This is a genomic window from Mammaliicoccus sp. P-M59, assembly GCF_022386135.1.
In the GTDB taxonomy this organism is placed as follows: domain Bacteria; phylum Bacillota; class Bacilli; order Staphylococcales; family Staphylococcaceae; genus Mammaliicoccus; species Mammaliicoccus sciuri_A.
Genome location: NZ_JAJNJJ010000005.1, coordinates 53,845 through 79,468, shown reverse-complemented (window position 1 = coordinate 79,468; position 25,624 = coordinate 53,845). Strand labels below are relative to the sequence as shown.

General features: G+C 34.9%; 25 protein-coding genes and 1 pseudogene. 3 read left to right on the top strand and 23 right to left on the bottom strand.

The annotated features are described in order from the left end of the window. The first annotated feature begins 326 nt into the window (after positions 1-326). Both LQ617_RS09105 and LQ617_RS09100 read left to right on the top strand, forming a co-directional pair. A complete protein-coding gene (locus tag LQ617_RS09105; protein ID WP_000958858.1) occupies positions 327-1,070 on the top strand; it encodes a glycerophosphoryl diester phosphodiesterase in 744 nt (247 codons plus the stop codon). A gap of 96 nt (positions 1,071-1,166) precedes the next feature. Further along, a pseudogene (locus tag LQ617_RS09100) lies at positions 1,167-1,403 on the top strand (MaoC/PaaZ C-terminal domain-containing protein); the annotation flags it as partial. A 59-nt stretch (positions 1,404-1,462) separates the two neighbouring features. On the opposite strand, the gene LQ617_RS09095 reads toward LQ617_RS09100, so the two are convergent. The 4 genes from LQ617_RS09095 to LQ617_RS09080 form a co-directional block, all read right to left on the bottom strand. Further along, entirely contained in the window at positions 1,463-2,656 is a 1,194-nt protein-coding gene (locus LQ617_RS09095) for a site-specific integrase (RefSeq protein WP_000237797.1), read from the bottom strand. Between the two features lie 26 nt (positions 2,657-2,682). After that, complete coding sequence (locus LQ617_RS09090) at positions 2,683-2,883, bottom strand: DUF3173 family protein (protein ID WP_000633907.1); 201 nt, start codon at positions 2,881-2,883, stop codon at positions 2,683-2,685. A gap of 497 nt (positions 2,884-3,380) precedes the next feature. Next, positions 3,381-3,611 carry a helix-turn-helix domain-containing protein gene (locus LQ617_RS09085; protein ID WP_000845143.1) on the bottom strand — a complete coding sequence of 77 codons (231 nt, stop codon included), beginning with the start codon at positions 3,609-3,611 and terminating at the stop codon, positions 3,381-3,383. After that, positions 3,608-4,030, bottom strand: coding sequence for an RNA polymerase sigma factor (locus LQ617_RS09080; RefSeq protein ID WP_000804879.1), 423 nt, complete (start codon positions 4,028-4,030; stop codon positions 3,608-3,610). Before LQ617_RS09080 ends, LQ617_RS09085 begins: the two co-directional genes overlap by 4 nt. A 530-nt stretch (positions 4,031-4,560) precedes the next feature. Between LQ617_RS09080 and LQ617_RS09075 the strand changes: the two genes are divergently transcribed. Continuing rightward, positions 4,561-4,914 (top strand): helix-turn-helix domain-containing protein, encoded by a 354-nt coding sequence (locus tag LQ617_RS09075; protein WP_001227350.1) that lies wholly within the window; start codon positions 4,561-4,563, stop codon positions 4,912-4,914. A 57-nt stretch (positions 4,915-4,971) separates the two neighbouring features. Here the strand turns inward: LQ617_RS09075 and LQ617_RS09070 are convergent, their stop codons facing one another. The 19 genes from LQ617_RS09070 to LQ617_RS08975 form a co-directional block, all read right to left on the bottom strand. Then, on the bottom strand, positions 4,972-5,139 hold the full coding sequence (locus tag LQ617_RS09070; RefSeq protein ID WP_001803271.1) for a cysteine-rich KTR domain-containing protein: 168 nt from the start codon (positions 5,137-5,139) through the stop codon (positions 4,972-4,974). A 118-nt stretch (positions 5,140-5,257) separates the two neighbouring features. Next, entirely contained in the window at positions 5,258-7,177 is a 1,920-nt protein-coding gene (tet(M), locus tag LQ617_RS09065) for a tetracycline resistance ribosomal protection protein Tet(M) (RefSeq protein ID WP_000691737.1), read from the bottom strand. A gap of 15 nt (positions 7,178-7,192) precedes the next feature. After that, the gene (locus LQ617_RS09060) at positions 7,193-7,279 is read right to left on the bottom strand and encodes a tetracycline resistance determinant leader peptide (RefSeq protein ID WP_011058339.1); all 87 of its coding nucleotides are present in this window, start codon (positions 7,277-7,279) and stop codon (positions 7,193-7,195) included. A 274-nt stretch (positions 7,280-7,553) separates the two neighbouring features. Further along, positions 7,554-8,483 carry a conjugal transfer protein gene (locus LQ617_RS09055; RefSeq protein ID WP_000584387.1) on the bottom strand — a complete coding sequence of 310 codons (930 nt, stop codon included), beginning with the start codon at positions 8,481-8,483 and terminating at the stop codon, positions 7,554-7,556. 16 nt (positions 8,484-8,499) lie between these two features. Then, on the bottom strand, positions 8,500-9,522 hold the full coding sequence (locus LQ617_RS09050) for a bifunctional lytic transglycosylase/C40 family peptidase (protein WP_000768373.1): 1,023 nt from the start codon (positions 9,520-9,522) through the stop codon (positions 8,500-8,502). Continuing rightward, a complete protein-coding gene (locus LQ617_RS09045; protein WP_000192393.1) occupies positions 9,519-11,546 on the bottom strand; it encodes a CD3337/EF1877 family mobilome membrane protein in 2,028 nt (675 codons plus the stop codon). The genes LQ617_RS09050 and LQ617_RS09045 overlap by 4 nt, the downstream gene beginning before the upstream one ends. Next, the gene (gene tcpF / locus LQ617_RS09040) at positions 11,543-13,996 is read right to left on the bottom strand and encodes a conjugal transfer ATPase TcpF (RefSeq protein ID WP_000331165.1); all 2,454 of its coding nucleotides are present in this window, start codon (positions 13,994-13,996) and stop codon (positions 11,543-11,545) included. The genes LQ617_RS09045 and tcpF overlap by 4 nt, the downstream gene beginning before the upstream one ends. Continuing rightward, a complete protein-coding gene (locus LQ617_RS09035; RefSeq protein ID WP_000723887.1) occupies positions 13,980-14,375 on the bottom strand; it encodes a conjugal transfer protein in 396 nt (131 codons plus the stop codon). Before LQ617_RS09035 ends, tcpF begins: the two co-directional genes overlap by 17 nt. A 71-nt stretch (positions 14,376-14,446) precedes the next feature. Next, complete coding sequence (locus LQ617_RS09030; RefSeq protein WP_000248477.1) at positions 14,447-15,085, bottom strand: DUF6037 family protein; 639 nt, start codon at positions 15,083-15,085, stop codon at positions 14,447-14,449. Positions 15,086-15,140: 55 nt separating this feature from the next. Then, positions 15,141-15,641, bottom strand: a complete 501-nt coding sequence (locus LQ617_RS09025; protein ID WP_000425404.1) for an antirestriction protein ArdA — start codon at positions 15,639-15,641, stop codon at positions 15,141-15,143. Between the two features lie 60 nt (positions 15,642-15,701). Then, positions 15,702-16,481: an abortive infection family protein gene (locus tag LQ617_RS09020; RefSeq protein ID WP_000675717.1), complete on the bottom strand. Its 780-nt coding sequence runs from the start codon at positions 16,479-16,481 to the stop codon at positions 15,702-15,704. Positions 16,482-16,522: 41 nt separating this feature from the next. After that, complete coding sequence (locus LQ617_RS09015; protein ID WP_001009054.1) at positions 16,523-16,744, bottom strand: hypothetical protein; 222 nt, start codon at positions 16,742-16,744, stop codon at positions 16,523-16,525. Positions 16,745-17,027: 283 nt separating this feature from the next. After that, positions 17,028-18,212, bottom strand: coding sequence for a MobT family relaxase (gene mobT / locus LQ617_RS09005; RefSeq protein ID WP_000426689.1), 1,185 nt, complete (start codon positions 18,210-18,212; stop codon positions 17,028-17,030). A gap of 181 nt (positions 18,213-18,393) precedes the next feature. Then, complete coding sequence (locus LQ617_RS09000) at positions 18,394-19,797, bottom strand: FtsK/SpoIIIE domain-containing protein (protein WP_001130244.1); 1,404 nt, start codon at positions 19,795-19,797, stop codon at positions 18,394-18,396. Between the two features lie 21 nt (positions 19,798-19,818). Further along, entirely contained in the window at positions 19,819-20,592 is a 774-nt protein-coding gene (locus LQ617_RS08995) for a Mom family adenine methylcarbamoylation protein (protein ID WP_000185761.1), read from the bottom strand. 9 nt (positions 20,593-20,601) lie between these two features. Next, a complete protein-coding gene (locus tag LQ617_RS08990; RefSeq protein WP_001234191.1) occupies positions 20,602-20,979 on the bottom strand; it encodes a YdcP family protein in 378 nt (125 codons plus the stop codon). 20 nt (positions 20,980-20,999) lie between these two features. Then, on the bottom strand, positions 21,000-21,314 hold the full coding sequence (locus LQ617_RS08985; protein ID WP_000421279.1) for a YdcP family protein: 315 nt from the start codon (positions 21,312-21,314) through the stop codon (positions 21,000-21,002). Between the two features lie 199 nt (positions 21,315-21,513). After that, entirely contained in the window at positions 21,514-23,307 is a 1,794-nt protein-coding gene (locus LQ617_RS08980) for an ATP-dependent helicase (RefSeq protein ID WP_000181735.1), read from the bottom strand. Continuing rightward, positions 23,304-25,493 carry an ATP-dependent nuclease gene (locus LQ617_RS08975; RefSeq protein ID WP_000470931.1) on the bottom strand — a complete coding sequence of 730 codons (2,190 nt, stop codon included), beginning with the start codon at positions 25,491-25,493 and terminating at the stop codon, positions 23,304-23,306. The genes LQ617_RS08980 and LQ617_RS08975 overlap by 4 nt, the downstream gene beginning before the upstream one ends. Positions 25,494-25,624: the final 131 nt, after the last annotated feature.

Here is a 25,624-nt window from a genome sequence, read left to right as displayed (position 1 = left end):
AAAAGCAGTTCTCAGTAAAATTGCAGATAAGGGGTAAGTTAAAAGCAATCCTAAGTAAAATTGCAGATAAGAGGTAAGTTAAAAGCAATCCTAAGTAAAATTGCAGATAAGGGGTACAGAAAAACTAGACTTGATTACAAAATGGAGCTTGGGACATAAATGATTTTTTAAAAATGAGATGAGACGTAGATTAACTCCATAATCAATACGAATCTATCGACTTCTTTATTTATGATATTCATCTCTTTTTAATGGAAATAAAAGTGCGATTAATGTGATAATACAGTTACGTTAATTAAAAAAATAAAAATGCAAGGAGAGGTAATATGCTAACTGTATATGGACATAGAGGATTACCTAGTAAAGCTCCGGAAAATACAATTGCATCATTTAAAGCTGCTTCAGAAGTAGAAGGTATAAACTGGTTGGAGTTAGATGTTGCAATTACAAAAGATGAACAACTGATTATCATTCATGATGATTATTTAGAACGGACTACAAATATGTCCGGGGAAATAACTGAATTGAATTATGATGAAATTAAAGATGCTTCTGCAGGATCTTGGTTTGGTGAAAAATTCAAAGATGAACATTTGCCAACTTTCGATGATGTAGTAAAAATAGCAAATGAATATAATATGAATTTAAATGTAGAATTAAAAGGTATTACTGGACCGAATGGACTAGCACTTTCTAAAAGTATGGTTAAGCAAGTGGAAGAACAATTAACAAACTTAAATCAGAATCAAGAAGTGCTCATTTCAAGCTTTAATGTTGTGCTTGTTAAACTTGCAGAAGAAATCATGCCACAATATAACAGAGCAGTTATATTCCATACAACTTCGTTTCGTGAAGACTGGAGAACACTTTTAGATTACTGTAATGCTAAAATAGTAAACACTGAAGATGCCAAACTTACTAAAGCAAAAGTAAAAATGGTAAAAGAAGCGGGTTATGAATTGAACGTATGGACTGTAAACAAACCAGCACGTGCAAACCAACTTGCTAATTGGGGAGTTGATGGTATCTTTACAGACAATGCAGATAAAATGGTGCATTTGTCTCAATAGAAAGTTAGAGGTGAGTCTTACGTTTCAGTGACGGTAGACTTACCTTTAACATGTTACATACTAAAAAATTAATTTGAATAAGAAAGAGAGACATATATGAAATACGATGATTTTATAGTAGGAGAAACATTCAAAACAAAAAGCCTTCATATTACAGAAGAAGAAATTATCCAATTTGCAACAACTTTTGATCCTCAATATATGCATATAGATAAAGAAAAAGCAGAACAAAGTAGATTTAAAGGTATCATTGCATCTGGCATGCATACACTTTCAATATCATTTAAATTATGGGTAGAAGAAGGTAAATACGGAGTGGGAATAGTTGTAGGAGAGCTAGAAATCCTCTTATACCAAGGGTTTCTGGCTCTTCTTATCTTTTTACTGCACTTTTATTGCACTTTTTTCATTTCTTTGTTTCGCAAGTAGTCTACAGTAAATTGATTCTTTGGTGAAGTATCATAATTTTGTTTTGCTTCTTTAAAGGAAATGGCTCCATTTAATTTGTTAGCTACCTCGAAATTACTGTTAGGATAAAGATGTCCATACGTTCCTAAAGTCGTCTCAATATCTTCGTGTCCTAGACGATCTTTAATGATAAGTGGATTTTCTCCCATACTGATTAACAAGGAAGCATGAGAATGCCGTAACCCATGGATTCTGATTCGATGGATACCAGCCAGCTTAGCATAGCGTTCAATAGCATATGATAGTGTATGTTTTTGGGTAGGAATACCGTTATAGCTCATTACAAAGTCTGTCTGAATTAGATTTTGTTGTACTTCCTTCCATTCGGATAAATAAGTTAATGTGCATTTATCTAATACAATATGACGAACGCTCGCCTTTGTTTTTGGTTCAACAAATCTATAATTCGATTGATTCTTGTAATAGAGTGTTTTGTTGATGGTTAGTACTCCTGAGTCAAAATCAATATCTTCCCATTGAATGGCAGTAGCTTCACCAATTCGCATTCCAGTCATAAATAAAAACCACAGAGAGATAAATAAAAAGTGTTGATAGTAATCTTCTTTGTAAATTAGAGAGATTACTTTTTCAAATTCTTCTTTTGTCCAAAATTCAATTTTAGACTTTTGCTTTTTCACATTGCCAATAATCTTAGATGGATTTGTGGTGGTTATCCCAAGGACAATTGCTCGATCCATAGCAACTGAAAATAGTCCTTGAACAGCTCTTACATAAGAAGACTTACACTTCTTTGATAATTTTAGTTGCCAATTTTGCACATCAATAGGCTCAATATCGGAAACAGCCATTTTATCAAAATAAGAGAAATGCTTCTTAATAGTTGGTAAGCGATTTTCATATGTTCTGAGCTTTACCTGTGTCTTATACCATGGAAGGAAAATTTCAAAGATATAATGTTTAAACGTCATTTTATCCTTATTCTCACTTAATTCTTCTGGTTTCATCAATAGCAGTTTCGAATATTCTTCTCTTGCTTCTTTTTTAGTAGTGAATCCACTACGATATTTTTGAATTTTTTTCCCTTTAGAATCATAACCTAGATTTGCACGAAAATAATAGGTTCCATTCTTTGCTTTTTTTATTGGGTCTTTAACCATAGTTTTTACTCCTTACTGTGCAAAAACTACTCAGACCTGTTTTCATTTGAAAACCGAATTCCTAGAATTTCTTCAACAGCTTCACGAGGGACTCTATCTAGCTTTCGAGATTGATAGTAGATATGCCCTTTTGTAATCATCAATTCTTTTGCTTTTTTTATGATGTCTGCTGAAAAAGAAGTTCCATATCCTAGCTCAACTAAATCCTTTTTTGTGACCGTTATCATTATTACTCCTTTCCCAATTATAGGCTAGGAAAACTCCAATATTCACCTATAATTATATCAAATAGTTTTATAATAATACACTGACAAGAGAAGAATATCTTAGCAATCGAACAGCTCTAGCAAAGCTCACAGGAATTTCACTTCTGCATGGTTCTCATGTAGCCGTACCCATTGCCTGTGACGCTTCTAACGCTCGGACTATGGCTATACGGGAGTATCATTATCACGATAAGAAAGTCATGGCAGCAATCCTGCTAAAGATTACTTTCGAATTACTAACATGAATCGCTCACTAATTTTGTAGGTCATGGCGTGTTAGTTCATCAGCTCTTTTCTTACCGAAACGTATTCGATTGCCTTTATTTGGTTGTCAAAGAACGTTTGGCTTGTTAGCCTATCAAAACCTACTGAACACACAATATGCTTTGATGGAATAACAAACCTCCCAAATCGGGAAGCGTGGATACGATTCGACACGCTTCCACGAAAAAATGGGACTATTTAATTTCGAACGATAAAATCTTAGAGATGAGTTTCGTTTCCATTCTGCCACGTAGGGTTTCATCAATAACCATATGAGAATTTCCATATTCGTCTGTCATGCGACGTAATGAACGTTTTGAGGTATACCCTCGATAATGTTTAACAATCTGATTAATTGCTTCCACGTCGCCATCTGTCGCCTTTACAATGAGGGGGAAGGGAACCCTTGGATAAGCTGTTTTCATTCTTTACACTCCTTCATGAATTCTTTAATCATGGCTAGTCCACTTATTCGATGACGATAAACAGTCGAACGATTCAAATTTAGTAACTCCGCAATCTCCACATCACTCATATCCATAAAGTAATGAAGTAAAATAATGTTCCGTTTTTTCTCTGAAAGATGACGCAGGGCTTCACTTAATAAATCACTTTCAACATTGATTCTTAATCCAAATAATTTAAATAGTTGGAAATCAGTGACGTACGTATCAACAGTAGAAAAAGAGTTGACAAGGTAGTTATCTATATCAGAAAACGAGACTTCTTTTGCTGATAGTCTGTCTAGATGTTTGAAGTAATCTTTTCGTTCATCTTCAATAACTTGTTTGCAGATATAGTCAAACTGATTTTCTATGGTTTCTTGAAAAGAAGATGGTTTCATGCTTTTCACCCCCTTTCTGTCGTGAAAGGGAGTGGCATGTGCTTCTTTATCTCCCTTCATACTAAACCCCGACACGAAAGGGGGATTTGTTGCATAAATGAAGAGAAATCCTAAAAGATATTTATTAAGTGACCAAAAAAGCACATAAACAGATTGTTTTCTCTGTTCATATGCTTTGATTTTTCTATCTATGTAATCTGCAAAACCACATTGATGGTCATATCTATCCAGTACAGGTGGATAAGTTTTTTTGATAAGAACTTAATTAAGAGAACTAGATGACAGATTATCTTTCTCATGGCGACTTTTCCCTCCATTAAGTCGCCAATTTTATCTACTTTCTAGGAGTATGACTAAATTTTATAAAGTTGTATAGGTAAATAAAATCAGCGACCTTTCTATTTGAAATTGGATTCATCGCATTAATAAATTCCACAGTGTTCTATAGGAACTCATAAACTATATAACATGTTTTTCTATACCTGTTTATGGTTATATAGGAACAGTAAAATGTATAGAGGTGATTTAGTATGCGTAAAAAAGAAGATAAATACGATTTTAGAGCCGTTGGTTTAGCGATTAAAGAGGCTCGAATGAAACGGGGTCTCACTCGTGAACAAGTGGGAACAATGATTGAAATTGACCCACGTTATTTAACAAATATAGAAAACAAAGGACAACACCCAAGTACACAAGTGCTGTATGATCTTGTATCATTACTCCATGTATCTATTGATGAATTTTTCTTACCTACAGATAATTTGATTAAAAGCACTCGAAGGTTACAGGTAGAAAAATACATGGATAGCTTTACAGACAAAGAACTATCCTTAATGGAAGCACTAGCAAAAGGTATCAATGAAGCAAGAAATATTGAAGGCTAGTCAGTAAAATTCAGATAAACAAAAAGAGCCGATAAGATGAGAGTTTCATTTCTCAAATTATCGGCTCTGCGTCTTGGCGTCTGGCTCTTTGATTGTTATTATATTCATTTTTTGAACATTAATTAAAGTTTCGTTCTTACATTTGGGGCAGTATAAAGGGAAATTTTTAAGTATAGTATCCACTCGTATTCGTAGTCTTGTTTTATTTCCACAAATAGGACACAATATCCACTTGTAGTTTATAATAACAATCTCCTCCTTTCCACTTTAATTCAAATCTATATTAAAGAATATTTCATCTTATTTAATAAGAAACCATATTTATATAACAACATAAAACGCACTAAGTTATTTTATTGAACATATATCTTACTTTATCTATCCGACTATTTAGACGACGGGTCTGGCAAACAGGTTCGCCAGTGGTAACCTGATATCCTTTTAGCTCTGCTAAACAAACACTAAGCCCATTTGTAAAAAAAGTTAAATCATTGCGATAATCTTGAATACATCGAGCAGGAATTTCTCCAATAATAATGACCTCATTATTTTTCAGTTGAGTATTTACGATATTTGCACAATATTTGGGAGCATCGTTATATGCCCGTGAAAGATATTCCTGTGGTGCATAAACTTTAAAACTAAGATATGGCTCTAACAATTCTGTTCCAGCTTTTCTAAAGGCTTGCTCCAGTACAATAGGAGTAAGCATCCGAAAATCTGCTGGAGTACTAACAGGGCTATAGTATAAACCGTACTTAAAACAGATTTTACAATCCGTCACATTCCAACCATATAATCCTTGTTCGCAACCATAGCGTATCCCTTCCATAACTGCATTTTGAAATGATTGATTTAAGTATCCAAGAGAAACCGAGCTCTCATACTGCATTCCACTTCCCAACGGAAGCGGTGATACAGATAAACCAATGGAAGCCCAGAAAGGATTTGGCGGCACTTCGATGTGAATGGTATATTCTGCATTTTTTAACGGTCTCTCCATATAAATGACTGTAGGCTCTTTTAGTTCTATCTCCACATGATACTTTTCTTGCAACAGTGCACTAATCACTTCCATTTGTACTTTCCCTAAGAAAGAAAGTATAATTTCATGTGTCGTAGAATCCACGTAATATCGTAGAAGCGGATCACTATCTGAGATTTCCAAAAGGGCATCAAGCAACATTTCTCTCTGTTCAGGTTTACTCGGTTCAACAGTTGTTTGTAGTAGAGGGTGCGGATTTTCAATCTTTTTTCTCTGTGGCAATAGTTTTGTATCTCCAAGAACACTATTTAACTTCAAAAACTCATTTTGCAAAATAACAATTTCTCCAGAATAAGCTCTATCAATCTTACATAATTCACCATTTATTGAAGTATACATTTCTGTAACTTTTATTTTTTCTTTTTCTGATACTCTAACCGAATCTCGTAAATGTAGTACTCCACTATAAAGGCGTATATATGCAAGACGTTGTCTTTTTTTTGTATATTCAATTTTGAAAACATTTCCGCAAAGTTCAGACGGACCTCGATGTGTTGATGAATAAAATTTATTAGTAATAACTTCTATAAGGTTATCAATCCCTATATTACTTTTTGCACTTCCATGATAAAGAGGGAACAGAGAACAATTCTGAAATCTTATGCTTTCCTCTTGTTCGAGTTCCAATGCTTCTAATGATTTACCGGACATATATTTCTCTAAAAGGTCATCGTTTCCCTCTATTACCGTATCCCATTGTTCAGATTCGGTAAAGTTCGTCACACACATATTAGGATACAGTTCTACCTTCTGTTTGATTACAATTTCGGCAGAAAGTTTCTCTTTAATATCCTGATAAACCGTTGATAAATCAATTCCATTTTGGTCAATCTTATTGATAAAAAAGATTGTGGGAATCCCCATTTTCCTAAGTGCATGAAATAATATACGAGTTTGTGCTTGTACGCCATCTTTTGCAGAAATCAGTAGAATTGCCCCATCTAAAACTGATAATGAACGATATACTTCTGCTAAGAAATCCATATGTCCTGGCGTGTCTATGATGTTCACCTTCGTATTTTCCCACTGAAAAGAGGTTATTCCTGTCTGAATTGTAATTCCTCTCTGACGTTCTAAAAGCGTATTATCCGTCCTCGTTGTACCTTTGTCCACGCTTCCTAATTCTGTAATCGCTCCACTGTTATATAATAAGCTTTCTGTTAAGGTAGTTTTTCCTGCATCAACATGAGCTAAAACTCCAATATTAATAATTTTCATGTGATTTTCCTCCATTCAAAAACCCAAAAGGGCATAAAAATCCCAGTGATAAATACTTTTATCACTGGGATTTTTATGCATAACCATAGGTATACAAAGCATACAGATATTCTCTGGATACTTTAGAATCACATGATAAAGGTATTCTTAAACTGGGTACAAAAAACTAAGCCCTCCTAAAAAAGGACATCTAATTATTTGTTCCCGCTATCAAATTGACAGTTTATTTAAGAATACCTTGCCGCATATTTATTAACTCCTTTTAAATAGTCACTTAAATAATAGCACGTAAGAGCATATTTGTAAAGGAATCTCCAATTTTTTATCAAAAAGAGTACATGATTACAAAGTATCTGTAATCATGTACCAATATTTGTTATTTTACAATCTTCCAATTATCTTGTTTTTCTAATATCAACTCAAATTGCGAGATTTGGGTTGCCTTTGTTTCTTGATCTAAATATTTCACAGCGACATTCACGATTACTTGGTTATCTTTTCTGGTAAAGATAGGATTCACCAATTCCTCGAAAACATATTCCTTGTTAATCATAGGTAACACATGATTACTTACATAGTAAGTCAATTCTTTTTCTGTGGCGGTAGGATAGAGCTGGAAGAACGTTTCTAAAAAGCTAGTGATTTCGTCCATCGTTTCTGTATCTACTGTATGGTCACTTTCTAGCTGTTTGGGTTGGTAGTCCGATTTTTGAGGTTTCTTACTCATTGTCGGATTTTTGATAATAACCATATTATCTGATTCATCTATATGGACAACCACATGAAAGCTAGACGATATAGTTTCCTTGTCTTTGTCTTCGGTAATAACTTGTTCAACAGAAAACAGTACCTCAAAGGTGTTCTCATTCACTTGAGAAACCTGCCACACCTGTATATCGTTCACACTAGAACTAGTAGGAATATCCTTACGAATCATTTCTTCATTTAATACCTGCAATTCTTCCGTCAAATAATGGGTCAATTTTTCATTTCGTTTATCAATGGCTTCTTGGGATTGTTGCCACGAAAAGTAGTCTTTCGCAAAGGATTTCACAAAACTTTCTACTTGGTTGGTATCGACAATCTGCTGTTTAATGATTTCTGTTTCACGGACAGTATGAGTGTCAATGGCAGTAAAATTTTTATAGATTCCAAATCCGACACTACCAATCAATAAAACCCATAAAACAAAGGTTAATTTCTTATGCGTGCCAACTTTAATCATCGGAACTTTTCTTTGCTTGCTCGGTTTTTTAGATTTCTTTGGTTTCTCCTTCTTTTCTTTTCGCTCGATTTTTATAATCATTTGATTCATTCCTTTCTTAGTTATGAATAACACGTCTAGCCCCAATCAGATGGTCTTGCCAATAACGACTGCTTAAGTCGCCATAACCGATTGGGTCGCCTGCATGATAAAAGCGATTTCCCTCTAAATATATCGCCACATGAGTCACATATGTGCCTGCATTATAGGTTGAATGAAAGAAGATAAGGTCGCCTGCTTGGGCTTCTTCCATAGAGATTTCTTGCGTAGCGTCATACTGATCTTGGGCGACACGAGGGAGAGAAATGCCAGCTTTGTCATACACCCATTGTATTAAGCCACTACAATCAAAAGAGGTGGTAGGCGACGCCCCTCCAAAGACATAGGGAAACCCTTCGTATTTCAAGGCTTCGTCCATAATGACTTGCACGGTTTCATCATCAAATTCTGTTGGGGAAGTGTCGGTTAGGTATTGTGAAACCAACTGAACATAAAACTGATTTCCATAGTTATATCGCCAACCACCATTCACAGGTATGGCTATAGGATTGGGATAGTCTGCTTTTTGACCACCCGACTTCTCTTTAGAAAACTGTTCGGCTAATTCATAGGTATATTTTTTCCCATGACTCCTCACATAATTTAAAAAGCCACCGCCATAATTATAAGATTGGATAACAGAATCTATATCCACTCCTTGTTGTTCTGCACTGGTTAATAATTCACTGAAATATTTAACCCCTTGTTTGATGGACTCTTCGGTACTCAAACTGTTGGGCGGTAAACCCAAAGATTCGGAACTTTGCATAACATCTTCTGCTGTACCGCCCGATTCCACTTGCATAATGGCTAAGATATAAGAAACATAGTCTTCAATCCCATATTCCTTACCATATTTTTCAATCAACGGACGGTGTGCCAACACTTCTGGTGAAACGGTCACACCGCCTTGTGGAATAGAAGAATCCTTGTTGTTTTCGCCACTGTCCGTATCATCTGCAAAGAAAATGACTAGGAATAATAAGAGAAAAAAGAAGAGAGAGAAGACCACACTACAAATCACTGTTATTTTTAGCTTCATGTTTGTTGTCCTCGCTTATCCGTTCTTTTATTTAGCTTCCTCTGATTGAATTGCTTCGGTGGTGTCTTTTGTTTTTGCTCTTTTTTCAATGGTCGCTGATGATTTTCACGTTTAGTGTTTTGTGACAAAACAGGCGTGACGGTTTGCTGACGCTTGCGAACATGCTGCTGGTTATTCTGAACAGGAGATGATGGGTTTTCTTTTCGTCTTTTTTCTTTTGCTTTATCCAGCTCCAAACGCTTTTGAGCAATGTTCTTTCGTTTTTGCTCCTGCTGGTTCATACGCTGTTGTTTGCGTTGAGCTTTGGTATCTGCCATAGATTGTTTAAAGTCTGTTACATTATGAGTGACATTCTCTTTTCCTTGATGAAGGGCATATTTGACATGGGTTGGTGTCGCCTGTATCTGTTGTTTTGCCTGCTTTCTTTTATTGACTAGACGATTTTTCGTGTCCAATACATGGGCTGTCTTTTCACCTAATCGTTGCCCGATACCGCCTTGTTGCTTTTTCACATTGGAAAGTGCTGTTTCTTTCTTTGGTGTAGTCCGTTCATTTTGACGAGTATGGTTAGCTTTATTGGTTTGATTCTGCTTTGTTGTCATTGTCTTTTGCTTCGTTGACCCTGCTTTTCCACGAAAAATCTTACTCATACTGCGTTGAAATCTTCTGGTTTGTCGATTCATCATTTGACGAGGTCTGCGAAACACTTGTCTGCCCATGTTTTGAGAGTCGTTGCTTTGTAAAGTGAATAGGCTCATTAAATCGCCCAGTTTAAAATAAATCCCTGCAAAGGTCACAATTTGTAAAAACATAATCATGAAAAAGGGAGAACTTGCTGACAGCGAATAAAGCATAGTGGAAATACTAAAGGCAACGGTAATAATCAAGGTAATACCAGCCCTTGTCATAATCACATTAAATAACTTGGTAATGGCATGCCTGCCCATGCCATCAAAACTCGGCAACATACTTAATAGGAAACTGATTGGCAAAAACATAGCGAAAATAATAAATAGCACTTGCGAAAAAATCATGATTCCTGTTAGAAGGAAAACAAAAATCGAGATACCAATATTGAATACAAACAAAAAGAAGACTGTTCCTAATCTGGAAATCGTCTTCGGTAGGGTTAAATAGGTATTGTCATGATCTTCAATTTCTTCAATCACTACATTTTCTCTATCTTCACCATTGTTTGTATCTGGACTGGTAGACAATAAACTTTCCACACGTTCTTCCCCTAACGCTTCTACATCAGTGGAGCCATATTGAAGCAATAGCCATGGTTGCTTTACTTGAACAGAGAATAAGCTGTCACGTATCATGTCCACACTGTCTTTCCCTTGACTATCCGTGTTAGGAAGAACAATTTTTGTCCCAATATTCAGACTGGCGGTACTGACATCTTTGGAAAAATCATTGATTTTCGCAATATAATCGGGTGCATACGCAATAAAGGAAGCCGATAGAATAAACACCACGACAAAGTTTAAAACAGCTCGTATCACTTTCGTCGTTTCTCGCTTAACCAATCCTGTATAGGCAACATAGATTCCAACAATGAGAATAAAAAGAAGGAGGAAACCGACATAAAACCCTGAACTGGAAAAGCCATTCGGTGTAATGCCTGCAATCGTCTGCATGTTTTCGCCAATTGCTTGGGATGTTTGACTAATGAAATCTAAGGCATAGGCTTCTTTCACCAAATAACCTGTGGCGTTCGATAGATAAAGAGAAATTGTCCAAATAAAATTAGTAATGGCATACAATCCATACATCACCGATTGTCCTATGCCATCACTCCAATTCCATGGAAGCCAGCCCCAGCTATTGTCCACATAATAATCAAGCTGATATTGATTCAAACCATACTTGGAGTATTCATTGCTTGTATCAATGGTTTCATCAACTAAGCCTGTCGCTTGTACTGCATTGCCCAGCGTGCCTAATAAAAGTAAAATAACGCCCACACAAAGGAGCGTTATCCAACTATAGTGAAGAAATTTCTTTTGTTTTTGTGTCATTCTTCCACCTCATTTCGCACAGGCGGTCTGGTATCAAAGGCATGAAGCAACTCTTCAAAAATCGGGTGAAACTGCATAACCCCTACACGACCATAGATGTCTGAAACTAAACATTGTCCATTTTCTAATTCACGTAAGCGTTTCTGATTGTTTTCATCTTCCTTGTCCACACCAAAAAATTCTAAGGTCTTTTTGATTTCCACTAGGTCAGTGGAACGAAAGGCAAATTTCAAGCCAATATTATTCTTCATCTTTTCATCTAGTAAATCGTCCGCGTTTTGAGTAACGAAATAGACCCCTGCATTCATGGCACGTCCTGCTCGAACCAATCGCATAGATAGAGCTTTTCCTTGTGCCACTTGTAAAAAACTCCAAGCCTCATCAAGGTCAACAATTTTAAAAATGGAACGGTCAGAGTGGATAAAGTCTAAAGCAAAGGTACTAATGACAATCAGCATTGCCACACTTAATAATTCCATGGTAGTGTATTCTTCAAAAGAGCTATTGGAATCGGGTAAGACCAAATCTGCCACTTGAATAATATTGAGTTGTTTTTCCAAGCTAATGGATTGGGTGACACTGCCATCACTGAATAACAGATGGGCAAAATCATAATCGACAAAGCTTTCGATATGGTCAGCAATACTATTGCTGATGGGCGTATCTTCTTTTCGCAATTCATCAATCACCAATAACAACCCTCGTTGTTTGCTTTGAGTTACACTCCGAATAGCTTTACGCAGGACAGGAAACTTCTCGCTATCTCGGCTGGAAATACCTGTTAAGAACGTGAGAATATCAATGGCAAGGCTTTCTGAATCTTTCGGGAGTTTTAAAATCACATAAGGGTCAAGTAACCCTTTATTGTCGTTCTCACTCGTGAGATTAACAATATTGATTTCATGGGCAATATCAGGTAAGGTTTCTTTCCATTCACCACGTTCAGCTTTTGGGTCAACAATGGTTGCCTGTCCGCCAAAGAGTACTGAATAATAGACCAGCATATTGTTAGAGAATGATTTTCCGCCACCTAATGAACCAATAAAAGCGGACGCTAATGCATTTGTTACAGAGCCTTTAATTCCTTGACTTGCAAGGCTAGGTTGGAGATAAATATTTCTGCCTGTATCGAGATTGTAACCGACGTAAATACCAGAATTTTCACCAATCATTTGTGTAGCACCGAAACCAAGACCAGCCAAAAAATCCGACGTGACATATTGAATATAGTCATTGATATATCGCTTGCTTGAGGGAATAAATTCATTATGCAAGCCTAGCATATCGCCAAAAGGTCGTACTAATTTGATAGACAGATCATCATAAAAATCTTTTACTTCATCACAACGTTGTTTCAGCTCGTCCAAATTCTTTGCTGATACCCGTACCACATAGCTTAGTTTGTACATAGATTCTTTGGTTTGGTCTAAATTACTTTCTAATTCATCGACAGATTCTAAAGCGTCCACCACATTAGTACTGGTTTCGTTGTCGCTTTCCCATGCGTGGCTATCTAAATCTTTCAGTTCTTTCTTTTTATTGCGAACGGTAGATAAGGCTTTTTTATTGGCGACAATTTCAACATTCATACTGGTATCAACGGGGAAAGTAAACTGCTGTTGCTGGTAATAAAAAATTTCACTATTAGGGAAATCCAATTCACCAACAATACTATTAATTGTAAAATACGCCACATAAGTAGTGGTATCTTCCTGTTCAATCCGTAAATAGCGTTGATTTTCTTCGATTAAACAGCGAGTGGGTTTGAGAATATCGTATTTCTTTACCAACACTTTTTTATCTTCGTATCGTTTCGGTAAATGGTAGTCGTAGTCATCAAAAGGGACACCTGTTTGCCCGTAAAGATGTTCAATAATATAACCAAAATCATCTTTCTCCAATTTACGAATCTGAAAGCGTCTGGATAATTTACTTTCTAACAACTGTTCCATCTTAGAAAAGCGTTCGATTTCCGCCATAGGCATAGAAACAAAATCGCCCATTAATTTGTGATTCACACCATGAAAGAATTCCGCAAATGCTTTTTGAATTTCTTTCCCAACATTTTTTACGGATACTTCCTGTTCATTGAGGTAGAGTTTAAAACCAATAAAAAAGCGATAGTCTACTTGATTGTCACCAATCATAGAAATTAACGCTTCGGTCTGTTCATCTATTTTTTCGTAAGCTATCTCTTTTAATCGTCCAGTGATTTCTTTTTTCGATTGTTCCTGTGTGGCTCGAATACTTGATTCGGTTGCTAGTTGCAGAGCATGAATCTTGCCATCACGATTTTGGGCAATCAATTGACAGAAATTATCATGAACTTGAATTTTTTCATCGGAACTTAAAAAACTGTAATTATAGGGAATTAATTCATAATAAGCGAATACTTCGCCATCATGATTAAATACGAGATTATCTTCCATATATTTAATCGGATATGCCATCTAGTTGTTCACTCCTTACAATCGTAATCGATTCATTCATTGTTTCTTTTTTTAATCGTATTTGTTTGCCAGCGTAGGTTACTTTAGGGCGTAGAGCATAGGTAATGATAGACTTTAGAAATCCATAGGGTTTCTTTCCGTCAAAGGTCTTTTGGCACATGAACCCAGTGAGAACAATGGGAATCCCTAAGTATTTGAGTAGTGCTCCGTCAATCAGAGAAAGTGGTGGTAAACTGCCAAAGAGTATGACGACAAACAAAGAAACGATAAACCATGTCATTTGCGTAAAGGTAATTGGGAAAGGGAGTTGTAAATCATTAATCGCATAAATCACTTTTTCTACTGACCAAATACTGGTGTAACTTCTTATTTTTTTCATGTCTTCACGTCCTTTCCGTAAAAATAGAAAAAGAACAATCAAAATAGGTGATTGCTCTTTCAATGCTTTAACTATTCAATTTTATTTTTTGTCCATTTTGCAATAATACCTTCATCAGTTTCTTCATCATCTGGATTCATTGAATATCTGAAACTTAAATTGGTATCTGACCCTAATCGTTCATATAAGCTGGGTCTATACAATCTCGTTTTATTGTCATTAAAAGGACTTCGTTTTCCCAGCTCACCATTTCCCTTTAAAGGATTTCTTCTAACTGAAAAACAATATTTTTTTCTGGGATCTTCTGAATCACTTTGACTTAATGAGAAACACATGGCTTCTTTTTGGTCTTCATTTTTCTTCTCACTAACTTCTGTCGGAATAAATCGAGCAAGAGTTTGGCTAAATTGAAATAAAACATCTCCCAAGTTACTACTGTATTCGATACCAAAATATTCTCTTATTGTTTTCGTGTCTGTATATAATTTTACCGAATTAGCATAGACAGCTAGCATATCTGAAAAATCGTTTTCCTTTAAAAATTCTAGTTTTAACAGAGCATATTCTGGAACTTTTTCCTCTTTTTCAAATAGCTTAACAAGTACAATATAATTTTGCTGTTTGTAACGAAAGTAAAAGGAATCTATCACCCAGCCTTTATCTTTCATGTCTAGTTTTAATAGTTTAAGATTTTCAAATACATTTACCATAATTTATACCTCTCCGTGCTATTTATTAATTTAATTATAACACGGATTGTTAAACTTACTGACAATATTCAAATACCCCATGAGAGGTAACTAGGTAATTACCCTCTATTTCCATATCACGTCCCAAAGATTGGTAGTCAATATAATTTTGTAAATTGGAAGGGACTTCACCAAGCTGTCCTGTTTCTTCCACGTAATAACGGGCGACATCTTCCATCGAATCACAATCACTATAACAATGAATATCCTCTTTGTTTTCCAGTAATTCTTCCAAGCTACTAAACCACATGCCTTGAATTTCTTTGAGTTCATTATAAATAGGTGTACCTTCGATTTCTTGAATGGCTTCACATAGACGGTTGATTTCACTAATCGGCGTGTATTCGTCCACATCAAAAGGAAGCTCAAAATCATGTATTGCATATTCTTCGTAGTCCTCATTTAAACCGATTCTTTCTGCCATTTCTTCCTCATCAATTGGTGGAGTAAACCATGCTCCGACTAATTCACCTTCATTATACCGTCCTAAATTTGCCACATAGACTTTCATTTCCAATTCTTATCACATCCTTTTTATAAAAATAGTCATAAAAAAAGTAGCAATCAGTTAATGACGCTACTTATCAAGGTATCCGCTAATATAATCTGTAACTGTACTTGAAATACCTATTATTAGTTTTGCTTCTCTCTTTCCAATAATATTTGTATTAGGGTGTGCAAGTGAATGCCTATTTCTTGCTTCATTAAGAGAGCTAATCATTCCATTTGATGACCTTATCGTTGTCTTCACTATATCAGCAAGTTCAGTAGGTTGAATTTCTTTTTCAATTAATTGTTGTATCCTACTATATAATTTAGATAGATTTTCGTCTCTAGGAACTGTAATTTCATATTTTTTTAGTATTTCAATTAAATATCCATGAAAAGCAGTGTGAACTCTGTCAAAGGCACGTTGATATTCACCATTACTCATAAAAGACTCAGCGTCTTCAATAGCTTGTGAAACCACATCACTAATTTTCAACTGACTAAAGTTAATTACTTCGTAATTCTCTGGAAGTGGTACTAAAATAGTATCCACTAATACATTATCACCTTGTTTATCATATATGGAGCTTGCTGTCTGGGTAATCAAATCTTTATGACTTTCAAAAAAGTCTAAATCATCAAAAGGAACTCTTATTTTAAGATATGTGCAAAGCGTATTCCAGCCCTTTTTATATCCTTTATAATAAGTAAAATCGTCAGTCTCATCTAAAGTTACCTCTGATATTTTCATTTTAGAAACAATCTCGTTACCTCCTTCATAATAATTTGAAGAGCTCTTTCTTTCTAATGTTTTAATTAAAAGAGATTTAAATTGATCATTTGTAAACATATTCATAAATCCTTTCATAACAAAATATATACTTCCTATTTTATCATGAAAAATATCTGTTAAGCACCAATGATTCGGTTAAATAAGTTTAATAACACATCTTTCACGCCAGCTGCATTGAACACAAGTCCGACGGCGATTAGAGCAATAATCAAGAAGCCAATGAGTTTTGAAAATTCTCGTTTAAAACCTAAAAACAGTCCAATGACAACAATCGCTAACAATACCAATGACTGTGCATTATCCAAGAACCAGTTGTACAAATTCTGCCCAAAATTCATGTGATTGTCCTCCTTTCCTTAAGATATTTTTCTCGATAATAGATATAGCTTTTTACACGCCTTAATAATTGAAAAGGGGTTAAATGCTCTCCATAGACGGTTACTCGATTGGTATAATTATTATAAAATCTCACCTTGTAAAAATCATAGGTATAGATGGTATCACCAGCTTGCCGTTTTCCCTCAATAATGAGAGACGTATATTTCCCTGTATTTTGTATATACGCTTGAAACTCAATGCCACACTGAAACCCTAACTTCTTTAATTCTTTTGTTAAAAGGCTCATGTAATCAAATCCTCCATGGCTAGATGTTGTTGTTCAATTAATTTCTCATGTTTTTCTGTCAGTTTGGCTTCCTGAATCATGGTGGAGATAATGGTTGTACCGTTGAGAACATCTAAAATGCTTGCGATTTTTAATGTAGGGGCGACTTGATGATGTAACCAGTTCAATGTTCGTTCAAAAGAATAAGGCTCTGGCTGTGTGGTTAGGCGTAATGCTCCACGATTTTTACCGATAAACCATTCCCAACGTTCATTAGTTTTCCAATCACTCCGACGTTTAGTGTCGTCTTTATCTGCAAAGCGGATATAGCGATTGATAATTTCAAAGGCTGTTTTTTCCGCCTGTTGATGTGCCAATAAATCTTTCATGGCTTGGGTGGCTCGGTCATTTTTTAACCGAATTTCAAACCGATTCTTTACTTCTGCGTCTTCTAAGGGAACATCATTTTTCACGTATTGCTCATAATCTTTCTCATATATACAGAAATAGACTTCACTTTTTAATGAGCCAATATAAAGTGTGTTTCCCATGTATGGTTTTTCATCACGGTGAACCAATTCACCACTGCGATAATTTTTAAAGCTTCGAAAGACGGAAATGCATTCTTCCTGTTTACATTTCTTTGCCAAATCTGGAATATTCAAAATCCCTGTTTTATCGTTGATAGCTAAATCCAAGCGTTTGAAAATACCTTTATGTTCCATGCAATCTTGAAAGAAATCATACCAGCTCCGATGTTGAGCCAATAGAAAGTTTTCAAATTGCCGACAGCCTTTTCCTTTCAGTTCTAATAAAACACCTTTACTTACATCATGAGAGACTAGGACAACAATATCACCGAAACGATAGTGTTCGGGATAAGAATAATAGCCAAAGTCTTCGTGTAGCATATAATCCATATTCAAACGTAAAACCTCACCGATAATTTGAGCCACATCATTGGTAGGGAATCGAATCCGTACATAGTCGAATAACATCTCCAATGGGTTATCGGGATTGAAGCGTTCCAAAGCGTTCAGTAAATCTTCTTTCACCTGTTGAGTAGGGACTGCCTTGCCTGTTTCAATATCCGATAGGTAAGGTCTGGTAATATGAGAAGCAACCGCCAGTTTATTTTGAGAAACGCCATAAGCCAGTCGCTTTTCTTTCAATTCCTTAATCCAAATTTTTTCGTTTTCCATTCGCAAACCTCCAATCTAAAAAAGATGTAAACTATGACCCTTGAGTTTACACCTTTCATATTTTCCGCAATCCTTTGTACCATCAACATTGGTTGATGAGAATTGCCTGTTTTCAGTTGTATTTGTGCCCCCCTGTTAGATAGAGGGGGCTAAAGGATTGGCGTGGCTAACGCCACACCAATCAAAGCAAGTCTGAACCTGTACCTTTCACTTCGTGCGGTACAGGCTCAGATTGCTTTTTTTGAATGACTTTTCCTATTTCTCCTAAGAAATCGTACCTTTTTGGTACAAGGGGTGTATAAAACTCACTAATCACACTTTTTCCTGTATCCACGTAACCTCTTCCCTTGATGGGTTTTAAGAAAAATTGTTTTTGTGTATCGCTTCCGAACATCATACCAAAGCCCATTTCAGACATACGACCCAAAGCCACACGGAAGTTAAAGTTGTCCCGAATCCCATCACTAAAATATTTTGCGTCTGGACGTTGACAGGCAAGAATTAAAAAGAAGCCTGCTTGTCGTCCTAACATTACAATTTGTTTGAGTTTATGAATAACGGTGGTACTTTCACGACCTAGCATATCCATCATTGCCACATATTCATCAAAAATAAGAAAATTGGCAGACAAACCAAGATAAGCATAATTTTCTCCTGTTTTATAGTTAGGGTGTTGTTTCATGGTTTCACTGCGATCAATCATATCTTCGTAAAATTGATTGATACATGCCAACATATCTTCTTTACGGTAATAGACATTATTCATGACCGCCCCTAAGTCTGCCAAATCAGCATTTTTAGGGTCAAGAATATAAAGCTTTGCATTTGTATGCAGGAGAGATTCAATCAATGTGAGAATAAAATAGGATTTTCCACTACCAGTGCCCCCAGCAATTAACATGTGAGGGAGAGAATCGAACTCCCAATAGACCGATTCCATCAATTTGACACGTCCATCTTGAGCTACCACGTCTTCAATGCCAATTCGATTGCCAATAGTATCATAAAGTAGGACATACTCTACATAAGAATCTTTCAACGTTTTTTCCACTAATTCACAATACAATCCTGTTTCTAGTTTGTTTTCTAGGTGCAAAAGCTGATCTTGATATTTCCCTAAGGTGATTTCTACATGAATATGGATTAGTCCATCTTTCATTCGATAATATATTTTAGGAAAATGGCGGATTCGTTGTTTGGTTTTCTTGCTGGGTAAATCTTTAAAGAATCCCTCTGATTGAGTTTCTTCGGCTTCATACCAATGATTTTCTAAAATCATACGAGCTAACTTTTGACGGTGCTCTAACTGTTTTATAGAATCTATACGATAGTGATAATAAAGCCAGCTGATAAGTCCGCATACAAAAAGAGCAGTGAGAATACTGCTCCAAAAGTATGGCGTATGAAGTTGATAGAAAAATGTATCTAACTGAACTGCTTGCCAGTTCACCGATTGTAACGCTCTCCAATGAAAAGGGAGTAGGACGACTAGAAAAACTACCAGCAATGAAATTAGTACAAAATGATAGACCAAGTGCTTATCGTTGGCTTTGATTCGCTCTCCTCTGTCATGAAGCAATGGCATAAAAATCCTCCTTTCCACCTATCAAAATAATTGTGTATTGTAGATACGAGCCTGTTTATCAAAAGTTGGTTGAGAAATGGCTTCATATTTCTGATAAGCGATTCGCTTTTCAAAGCGTAAATTTTTTTCTTTCGGATAATAATGACGTCGATAGAGAGTGTGTCCTAACAGTTTTTTCGCTTCTTTTGTCAACGGATAGAGATAGCGAAACATGCGTCCATTGATTTTCTCAATCCCTTTGTATTCGCAAAATGCCTGGGAAAGCCAATGCTTTTTCTCTACCTGTTCAAAGCGAGCATTTTCCTCTAATAAAAGGCGAGCACTTCGAGGGTGTATCTTTTCCCATGACTGCTTATCACGATAGACACTTGTCTTGAAATACCCGCAGTAAAAGAAGTTGGACGCTTGATAGACATAGCCACATTTTCCCTCAATTCCATCTGCCAGTGTATATAAAAAATGACAGTCCGTATGTTCTTTCAACCACTTAATTAGAGCTGAAAGAGCTTGACTGCCAAAATAATTGGTTTGATTCATTTCTGGAAGAAAACACATCTTTCCAATTTCTAAATAATCTGTGGTTTGAAGGGAACTGTCGGGAAAGAGTTTGCGTATGGTTTGTAGGGGTTGCGTACCCCAGCCTAATTCCACAACGCCTAATAATTTTTCTTCTGAAAAAATCCCTAGAAAGTATTTACACAATCTAGGGAGTATCTTTGAATAATGGTATTGCCGAATAAAAGAAATGGCTTCATCCTTCGGAATTTCTTTCAAAATCAATGGTGTGTTTGTCATAAGCAACACCTATTTTTCACTTTCGGACGCTTCTTTTTTATATTTCTGATGAGGTTTTGTCTGTCCTTTTAATACAAGATCGTCTGCTTTCACGTACCAATCAACGTCTGCCCCTCGAAAAGTAGCCGTCGCTACGGTATCTGCCACAGGATTGATTAATTCCACTTCTGCGTTGTAGTCAAATTCTTTCAAAGGAACAGAAGCGGGGATACTGACTTGTATCATGCGTCCTTGTCCTTTTGATTTTAAGTCATAGGTACGTTCTTTAATTTCTTCGGAAACCGTACCATCTTCATTCTGGATACGAACCTCACGACGCAAGGCGGAAAATTTCAATGTGCCAAATGTCTGGTCTTTTTCAATCACAATACCTTCTGCTAATCTCATATTTTTTCACCTTTCCTTTCTTATGCTTTCACCATATCGTCTGCGTGCATAATGTAATTGGTAAATCCTCGATTGCCAATTTTATAACCTTCTGCGGTAATATGTGGGTTGATGAGTTTGACTTTTTCGTCGGATTCAAAATGTTTCTCGCCAGCTTCGGAGGGAAGAATGACAACAATATCATCTGCTCGTTGAATCGTTGAGTATAAATTGTAACTACGAGAGAGAATGGTTGGTCTGCCATTTATTCGACGTTGTTCAATGTTCCCTTCACCAGCATATTCTAATTGTCCAAATGTTTTTTCCATATTGGGAATGACATATTTAAGTTCCATATTTTTACCTATCCTTTCTGTTTTTATGTTTGAATGAATCTTATTTGTGTGATGGTTTTAAAGGGGGGAGAGCGACCTTTTGATTCTTGATTTTTTATTTTCATAAGTTCACTTCCTTTCAAAATTGGGTAAAAAAATAGACGCTCCGTACTGAGCGTCCGATTCCTACTATATTTAAAACAACGACTACCTAGGTATTTTAAATATTATAATCAAATTCTATTTTATCTAATAATTGAGTGGGATAAAGCAAGTCTCCTTTACTCGTAAAATAACCCACCTCTGAGAAAAGAAATAAATTATTTTTTGCTCTTGAACAAATTACGTATAGTAGTTTTCTCGCTGAACTAATTCCTTTATCAGAAACATTAAAAATTTCATTCCAATGAGGAATTTTCCCGTTTAGAAGATTAATAGCGATAACAGTATCATACTCATTTCCTTTAACTTTATGTGCTGTAGTAAGTGTGATACCATCTCGAGATTTAAACATCTTCTTAAAACTAGATACACTACTAGATAATGAATTATTTTTTATCCGATCTTCTACTTCGTTAATAAAAAATAGATAGTGCTTAAAAATAGACGGGTAATTTTTCTCGTCAATATTAAGATTAACAAATATATGTTTGGTAACAAATTTGTATAAATCAACACCGTTGTCGTCTCCACTATACATTCTTTTCACACTGTTTATTAGCTGTAATAAATCTAAGTCAATAAAATAATCTTTAACTTCTATTCCAAATTCATTTTTTAATATAATTAAAATATCGTTTGCAATTAGCTTTCTTCTTCGAACCTTTTCACCTGATTCAGTAAAGTACAAAATTGCTAACTTGAAAAATAAACTATGATTATTTACCTTAATTGGTGATATATTTATAGCATCAAAATTGCAATACGGTAATTCTTTCTTTAAATACTCACCCAGTGAAAACAGAGGATAGTGTTGAGGAGCAAGTACACAAATATCTTTTTCATGAATGCCGCTTTCAATCTTTTCCTTTATTATATTTTTTATTATGTTGGGTAAATCCTCCTTAGTAACTTTGCAATCATAACTTATAAAACCACGGTCGTTTTTATTATTCCCTCTGCTTTCAATCTCGTAAGGACAACTCTGAAAATTAGAGTAGAAGTCTACTAATCTCTGATTAGACCTGTAACAGCCATGTAGCGTCTTTGATTGAAAAGTGTGACTAGTTAGCATTTCTAGTTCTTCAACTGATTTAGCTATACCATCTAATGATCCATAAATTGCTTGGTCAATATCTCCAACAAACATTGACTGAATTTGAGGGTTGTTTTGAAGTAATTTAGCTATTACATTGTATTGTAATTCTCTAGTATCTTGAAATTCATCCACATAAATCGCCCTTATATTACTAGCAATATTACGTGCAACGTTACTGTTTACAGTTAAAATTTTATACGCTACTAGTAAAATCATATCAAAATCAATTTCTTTATTTTTTTCCAACATAGTGTGATACATTTCAGAAACTTGAGTATACTGAACTTCATTAATTTTAAAATCATGAGAAAGTGACAAATCAATTTTGTTCAGTTCATACGTTTTGAGATTTAAATTCAGCATATTATTAATTTGGCTGACGTAAGCTCTTTGAGTATAATCATCAATAATTGTAAATCCTTTTGATACTCTTGAGAGATTCATTTTAAAAGGATAAATAATAAATTCAAGACAAAACTGATGTATTGTCCCCACCCAAATATTAATATCATCATCTATACTAAGTAAACTTAGGCGTTCCTTAATTTCTTCAGCAGCTCTATTAGTGTATGTGATAGCAATTATTCTTTTTAGTGATCCATCGTGTTTAATTGCTTGGTAAGCAATTTTCCTTGTAAGTACCCTTGTTTTCCCACTCCCAGGACATGCATTTACATAAAGGTTATCTTCACTTTCCACAACATCTTTTTGTTCTAAATTTAAATCATTTACGATTTTTTCGAAGATATTTGTCATTTTGAAACCTCAGCATAAAGTATTTTTGTGTAATTTTCTATCTGATTGATTAGATACACAACATCCTCATCTTTACCAAAGTACTCTAATAAAGAAATTATTGCTATATTCAAATCAGCTGTATCACTTGTTTTTAAACTAGCTGATAAAGCTGACAATTCTGTAGTTTCCTCGTACAAGTCGATTGTATGGAGTAGAATTTTTTTATAAATTGAGAGATCTACTATTTCCTGACATGCAAAAGCAATAGCATTAAGAATATACTTAGGAATTTTGATTAAAAAGTCAATTTTTTCACCTAACTCAATTGCAAACCACCCCTTACCAACATGATTGGCTAGTTTTAACATCGCTAAATTTCTTTCTAAATATTGTTCACTTTGTATTTCTTCTTTATAAGCAGTTATTGTTTTTTTATCTTTGAATGCGTCATCTATAATTGGACTGACATAAGTTAGAATATTTTCTTTATTCACATCTAAAAACTCAATTTCAAATGTTGTATTAGCATAAAAACAATTAACCCAATTGTTTTCATTAAAAAGGGAGGATAATTTTTCTTTTCTTGCTTGACCTTTCTCTTGTGCAGTGCTTTTATACAATCGATGTTCTGATGGGATTGCCTGTTCATCTAAATCAGTTACAATAGCACACTTTCTCTGTATTCTATCATCGTCAAACAAGCTAGCGATATATTCAAACGAAGTACTACCAACATTAATCAAACCTATTCCAAGTTCGTCTAAGTTTATACCAAATAATTTTTTTACTATTTGAGGAATAAGTATTTCTTCAGCATCTCCTTCAACTAAGATAACACCTTTAGAAAAAAGCAATCCATTTCTTTTAACATCTAAATATCTCTCTACTGCGTTTATTAGATTTAGATTGTTCTTTTTTAACTTTTCTTTAGCAAATGAGTTCAGATTATTTGCTGGATTCATAACGATAGATTTGCCATTAAACGATTTTAATACATTCATCCGAGATATTTCAGACACTTCAGCTAAATGTACAGAATGTGTGGTCATGAGAATCTGAGTATAGTTTTTTTGAAGATTTAATCCTTCGAACAGAGTTTTTTGAATATGATGATGAATATGAGCTTCTGGTTCTTCAATCAACATAATATTAAGTAGTTCTCTTGAACGACACGCTTCAAATTCGACTATTTTCAAAGCTAAATAAATCATATTTAGATGTCCTAACCCTAGTAAGTCTAAGTCGATATTTTGTTCTGGCTTCATTGAAAGAAATTTTGCTAAAGAACCCATATCATCTGACATAGTTGAGGAAAGAAGAAGATTAGGAGAATACACTGAACCAATTATGCTATTTAGTTGCCGATTAATATTTTCGCCAATTTTCCTAATTTCAGGAACACTGGTAATAGTCTCATTTAATTGCTGTATAATTGTTTTTAATGACTCAACATTATCTGATGATATTTTTGATTCAATTGTTTCCATGATTCTTTTGACTGGGTTTCGATTGTTTTTCATTTCTCTAAGAACATCTCGAAGAGCGTCAACATAAACAACCGAAATATGCTTGAAAATATCTGACATGTCAATTCTTGAGCCCAACAGAGCTTCATCGTCTTCTTCAGGATTACTAGCTATATTGTCATTGAGTCTTCCTACCAATTTATCATAATTTTCATTGATACAGAAATTTAGATTTGATTTAGATGTGTAGTAAAATTCATAGTCGGATAGACGAATAGAATTTCTAAATTCGTTAAATTGATGAGAGTCTAATTCAGTGGAAATATCAAATAATTGCTTTCTAATAGCTTTGTTAGGTCTAATAAATAGAGAAATACTACCTACACCTTTATCTGCATTTGAAATCAATTCTTCTAAGATTGTTTGACTTTCAGAATTTAAAGAAATGGAAGCACAAATCTCATTGTCAAATTCTTCTTCGCTGATTCCTTCAAATGTCGCAGAGATAATAATCCAATGCCCTTGCCACCCATTTTGAATTCCATGAAAAAAATCTGATTCTTTTAGTGTTTTACTACTATAGTAATAACTATCATCTAATAAGATTCTCAATGCAGTAAGAGCATTGGTTTTCCCTGAATCATTCTCACCTATAATAGTATTTGTCTCATTATCGAATCGAAAGATTTCGGATTCATAATTTCTAAAATTTCGAATTTGAAGAGTAGATATAAACATAAGCAGATCTCCTAACTATTTAATTAATATGATTATATAGTAAGTTTATCATAAATTATGTTAGTAAAAGTTCTCATTATAAGGGAGCGTCAATAATTTTGTGTAAATGATTCTTCCCTACTGCAGATTGT

What these genes read in the sequence shown, in the direction of transcription:
- LQ617_RS09105 (WP_000958858.1), top strand. Translation starts at nt 327, where the DNA reads ATGCTAACTGTATATGGACATAGAGGATTACCTAGTAAAGCTCCGGAA.
- LQ617_RS09095 (WP_000237797.1), bottom strand. Translation starts at nt 2,656, where the DNA reads ATGGTTAAAGACCCAATAAAAAAAGCAAAGAATGGAACCTATTATTTT.
- LQ617_RS09090 (WP_000633907.1), bottom strand. Translation starts at nt 2,883, where the DNA reads ATGATAACGGTCACAAAAAAGGATTTAGTTGAGCTAGGATATGGAACT.
- LQ617_RS09085 (WP_000845143.1), bottom strand. Translation starts at nt 3,611, where the DNA reads ATGAAAACAGCTTATCCAAGGGTTCCCTTCCCCCTCATTGTAAAGGCG.
- LQ617_RS09080 (WP_000804879.1), bottom strand. Translation starts at nt 4,030, where the DNA reads ATGAAACCATCTTCTTTTCAAGAAACCATAGAAAATCAGTTTGACTAT.
- LQ617_RS09075 (WP_001227350.1), top strand. Translation starts at nt 4,561, where the DNA reads ATGCGTAAAAAAGAAGATAAATACGATTTTAGAGCCGTTGGTTTAGCG.
- LQ617_RS09060 (WP_011058339.1), bottom strand. Translation starts at nt 7,279, where the DNA reads ATGCTTTGTATACCTATGGTTATGCATAAAAATCCCAGTGATAAAAGT.
- LQ617_RS09055 (WP_000584387.1), bottom strand. Translation starts at nt 8,483, where the DNA reads ATGATTATAAAAATCGAGCGAAAAGAAAAGAAGGAGAAACCAAAGAAA.
- LQ617_RS09050 (WP_000768373.1), bottom strand. Translation starts at nt 9,522, where the DNA reads ATGAAGCTAAAAATAACAGTGATTTGTAGTGTGGTCTTCTCTCTCTTC.
- LQ617_RS09045 (WP_000192393.1), bottom strand. Translation starts at nt 11,546, where the DNA reads ATGACACAAAAACAAAAGAAATTTCTTCACTATAGTTGGATAACGCTC.
- tcpF (WP_000331165.1), bottom strand. Translation starts at nt 13,996, where the DNA reads ATGGCATATCCGATTAAATATATGGAAGATAATCTCGTATTTAATCAT.
- LQ617_RS09035 (WP_000723887.1), bottom strand. Translation starts at nt 14,375, where the DNA reads ATGAAAAAAATAAGAAGTTACACCAGTATTTGGTCAGTAGAAAAAGTG.
- LQ617_RS09030 (WP_000248477.1), bottom strand. Translation starts at nt 15,085, where the DNA reads ATGGTAAATGTATTTGAAAATCTTAAACTATTAAAACTAGACATGAAA.
- LQ617_RS09020 (WP_000675717.1), bottom strand. Translation starts at nt 16,481, where the DNA reads ATGAAAGGATTTATGAATATGTTTACAAATGATCAATTTAAATCTCTT.
- LQ617_RS09015 (WP_001009054.1), bottom strand. Translation starts at nt 16,744, where the DNA reads ATGAATTTTGGGCAGAATTTGTACAACTGGTTCTTGGATAATGCACAG.
- mobT (WP_000426689.1), bottom strand. Translation starts at nt 18,212, where the DNA reads ATGGAAAACGAAAAAATTTGGATTAAGGAATTGAAAGAAAAGCGACTG.
- LQ617_RS09000 (WP_001130244.1), bottom strand. Translation starts at nt 19,797, where the DNA reads ATGCCATTGCTTCATGACAGAGGAGAGCGAATCAAAGCCAACGATAAG.
- LQ617_RS08995 (WP_000185761.1), bottom strand. Translation starts at nt 20,592, where the DNA reads ATGACAAACACACCATTGATTTTGAAAGAAATTCCGAAGGATGAAGCC.
- LQ617_RS08990 (WP_001234191.1), bottom strand. Translation starts at nt 20,979, where the DNA reads ATGAGATTAGCAGAAGGTATTGTGATTGAAAAAGACCAGACATTTGGC.
- LQ617_RS08985 (WP_000421279.1), bottom strand. Translation starts at nt 21,314, where the DNA reads ATGGAACTTAAATATGTCATTCCCAATATGGAAAAAACATTTGGACAA.
- LQ617_RS08980 (WP_000181735.1), bottom strand. Translation starts at nt 23,307, where the DNA reads ATGACAAATATCTTCGAAAAAATCGTAAATGATTTAAATTTAGAACAA.
- LQ617_RS08975 (WP_000470931.1), bottom strand. Translation starts at nt 25,493, where the DNA reads ATGTTTATATCTACTCTTCAAATTCGAAATTTTAGAAATTATGAATCC.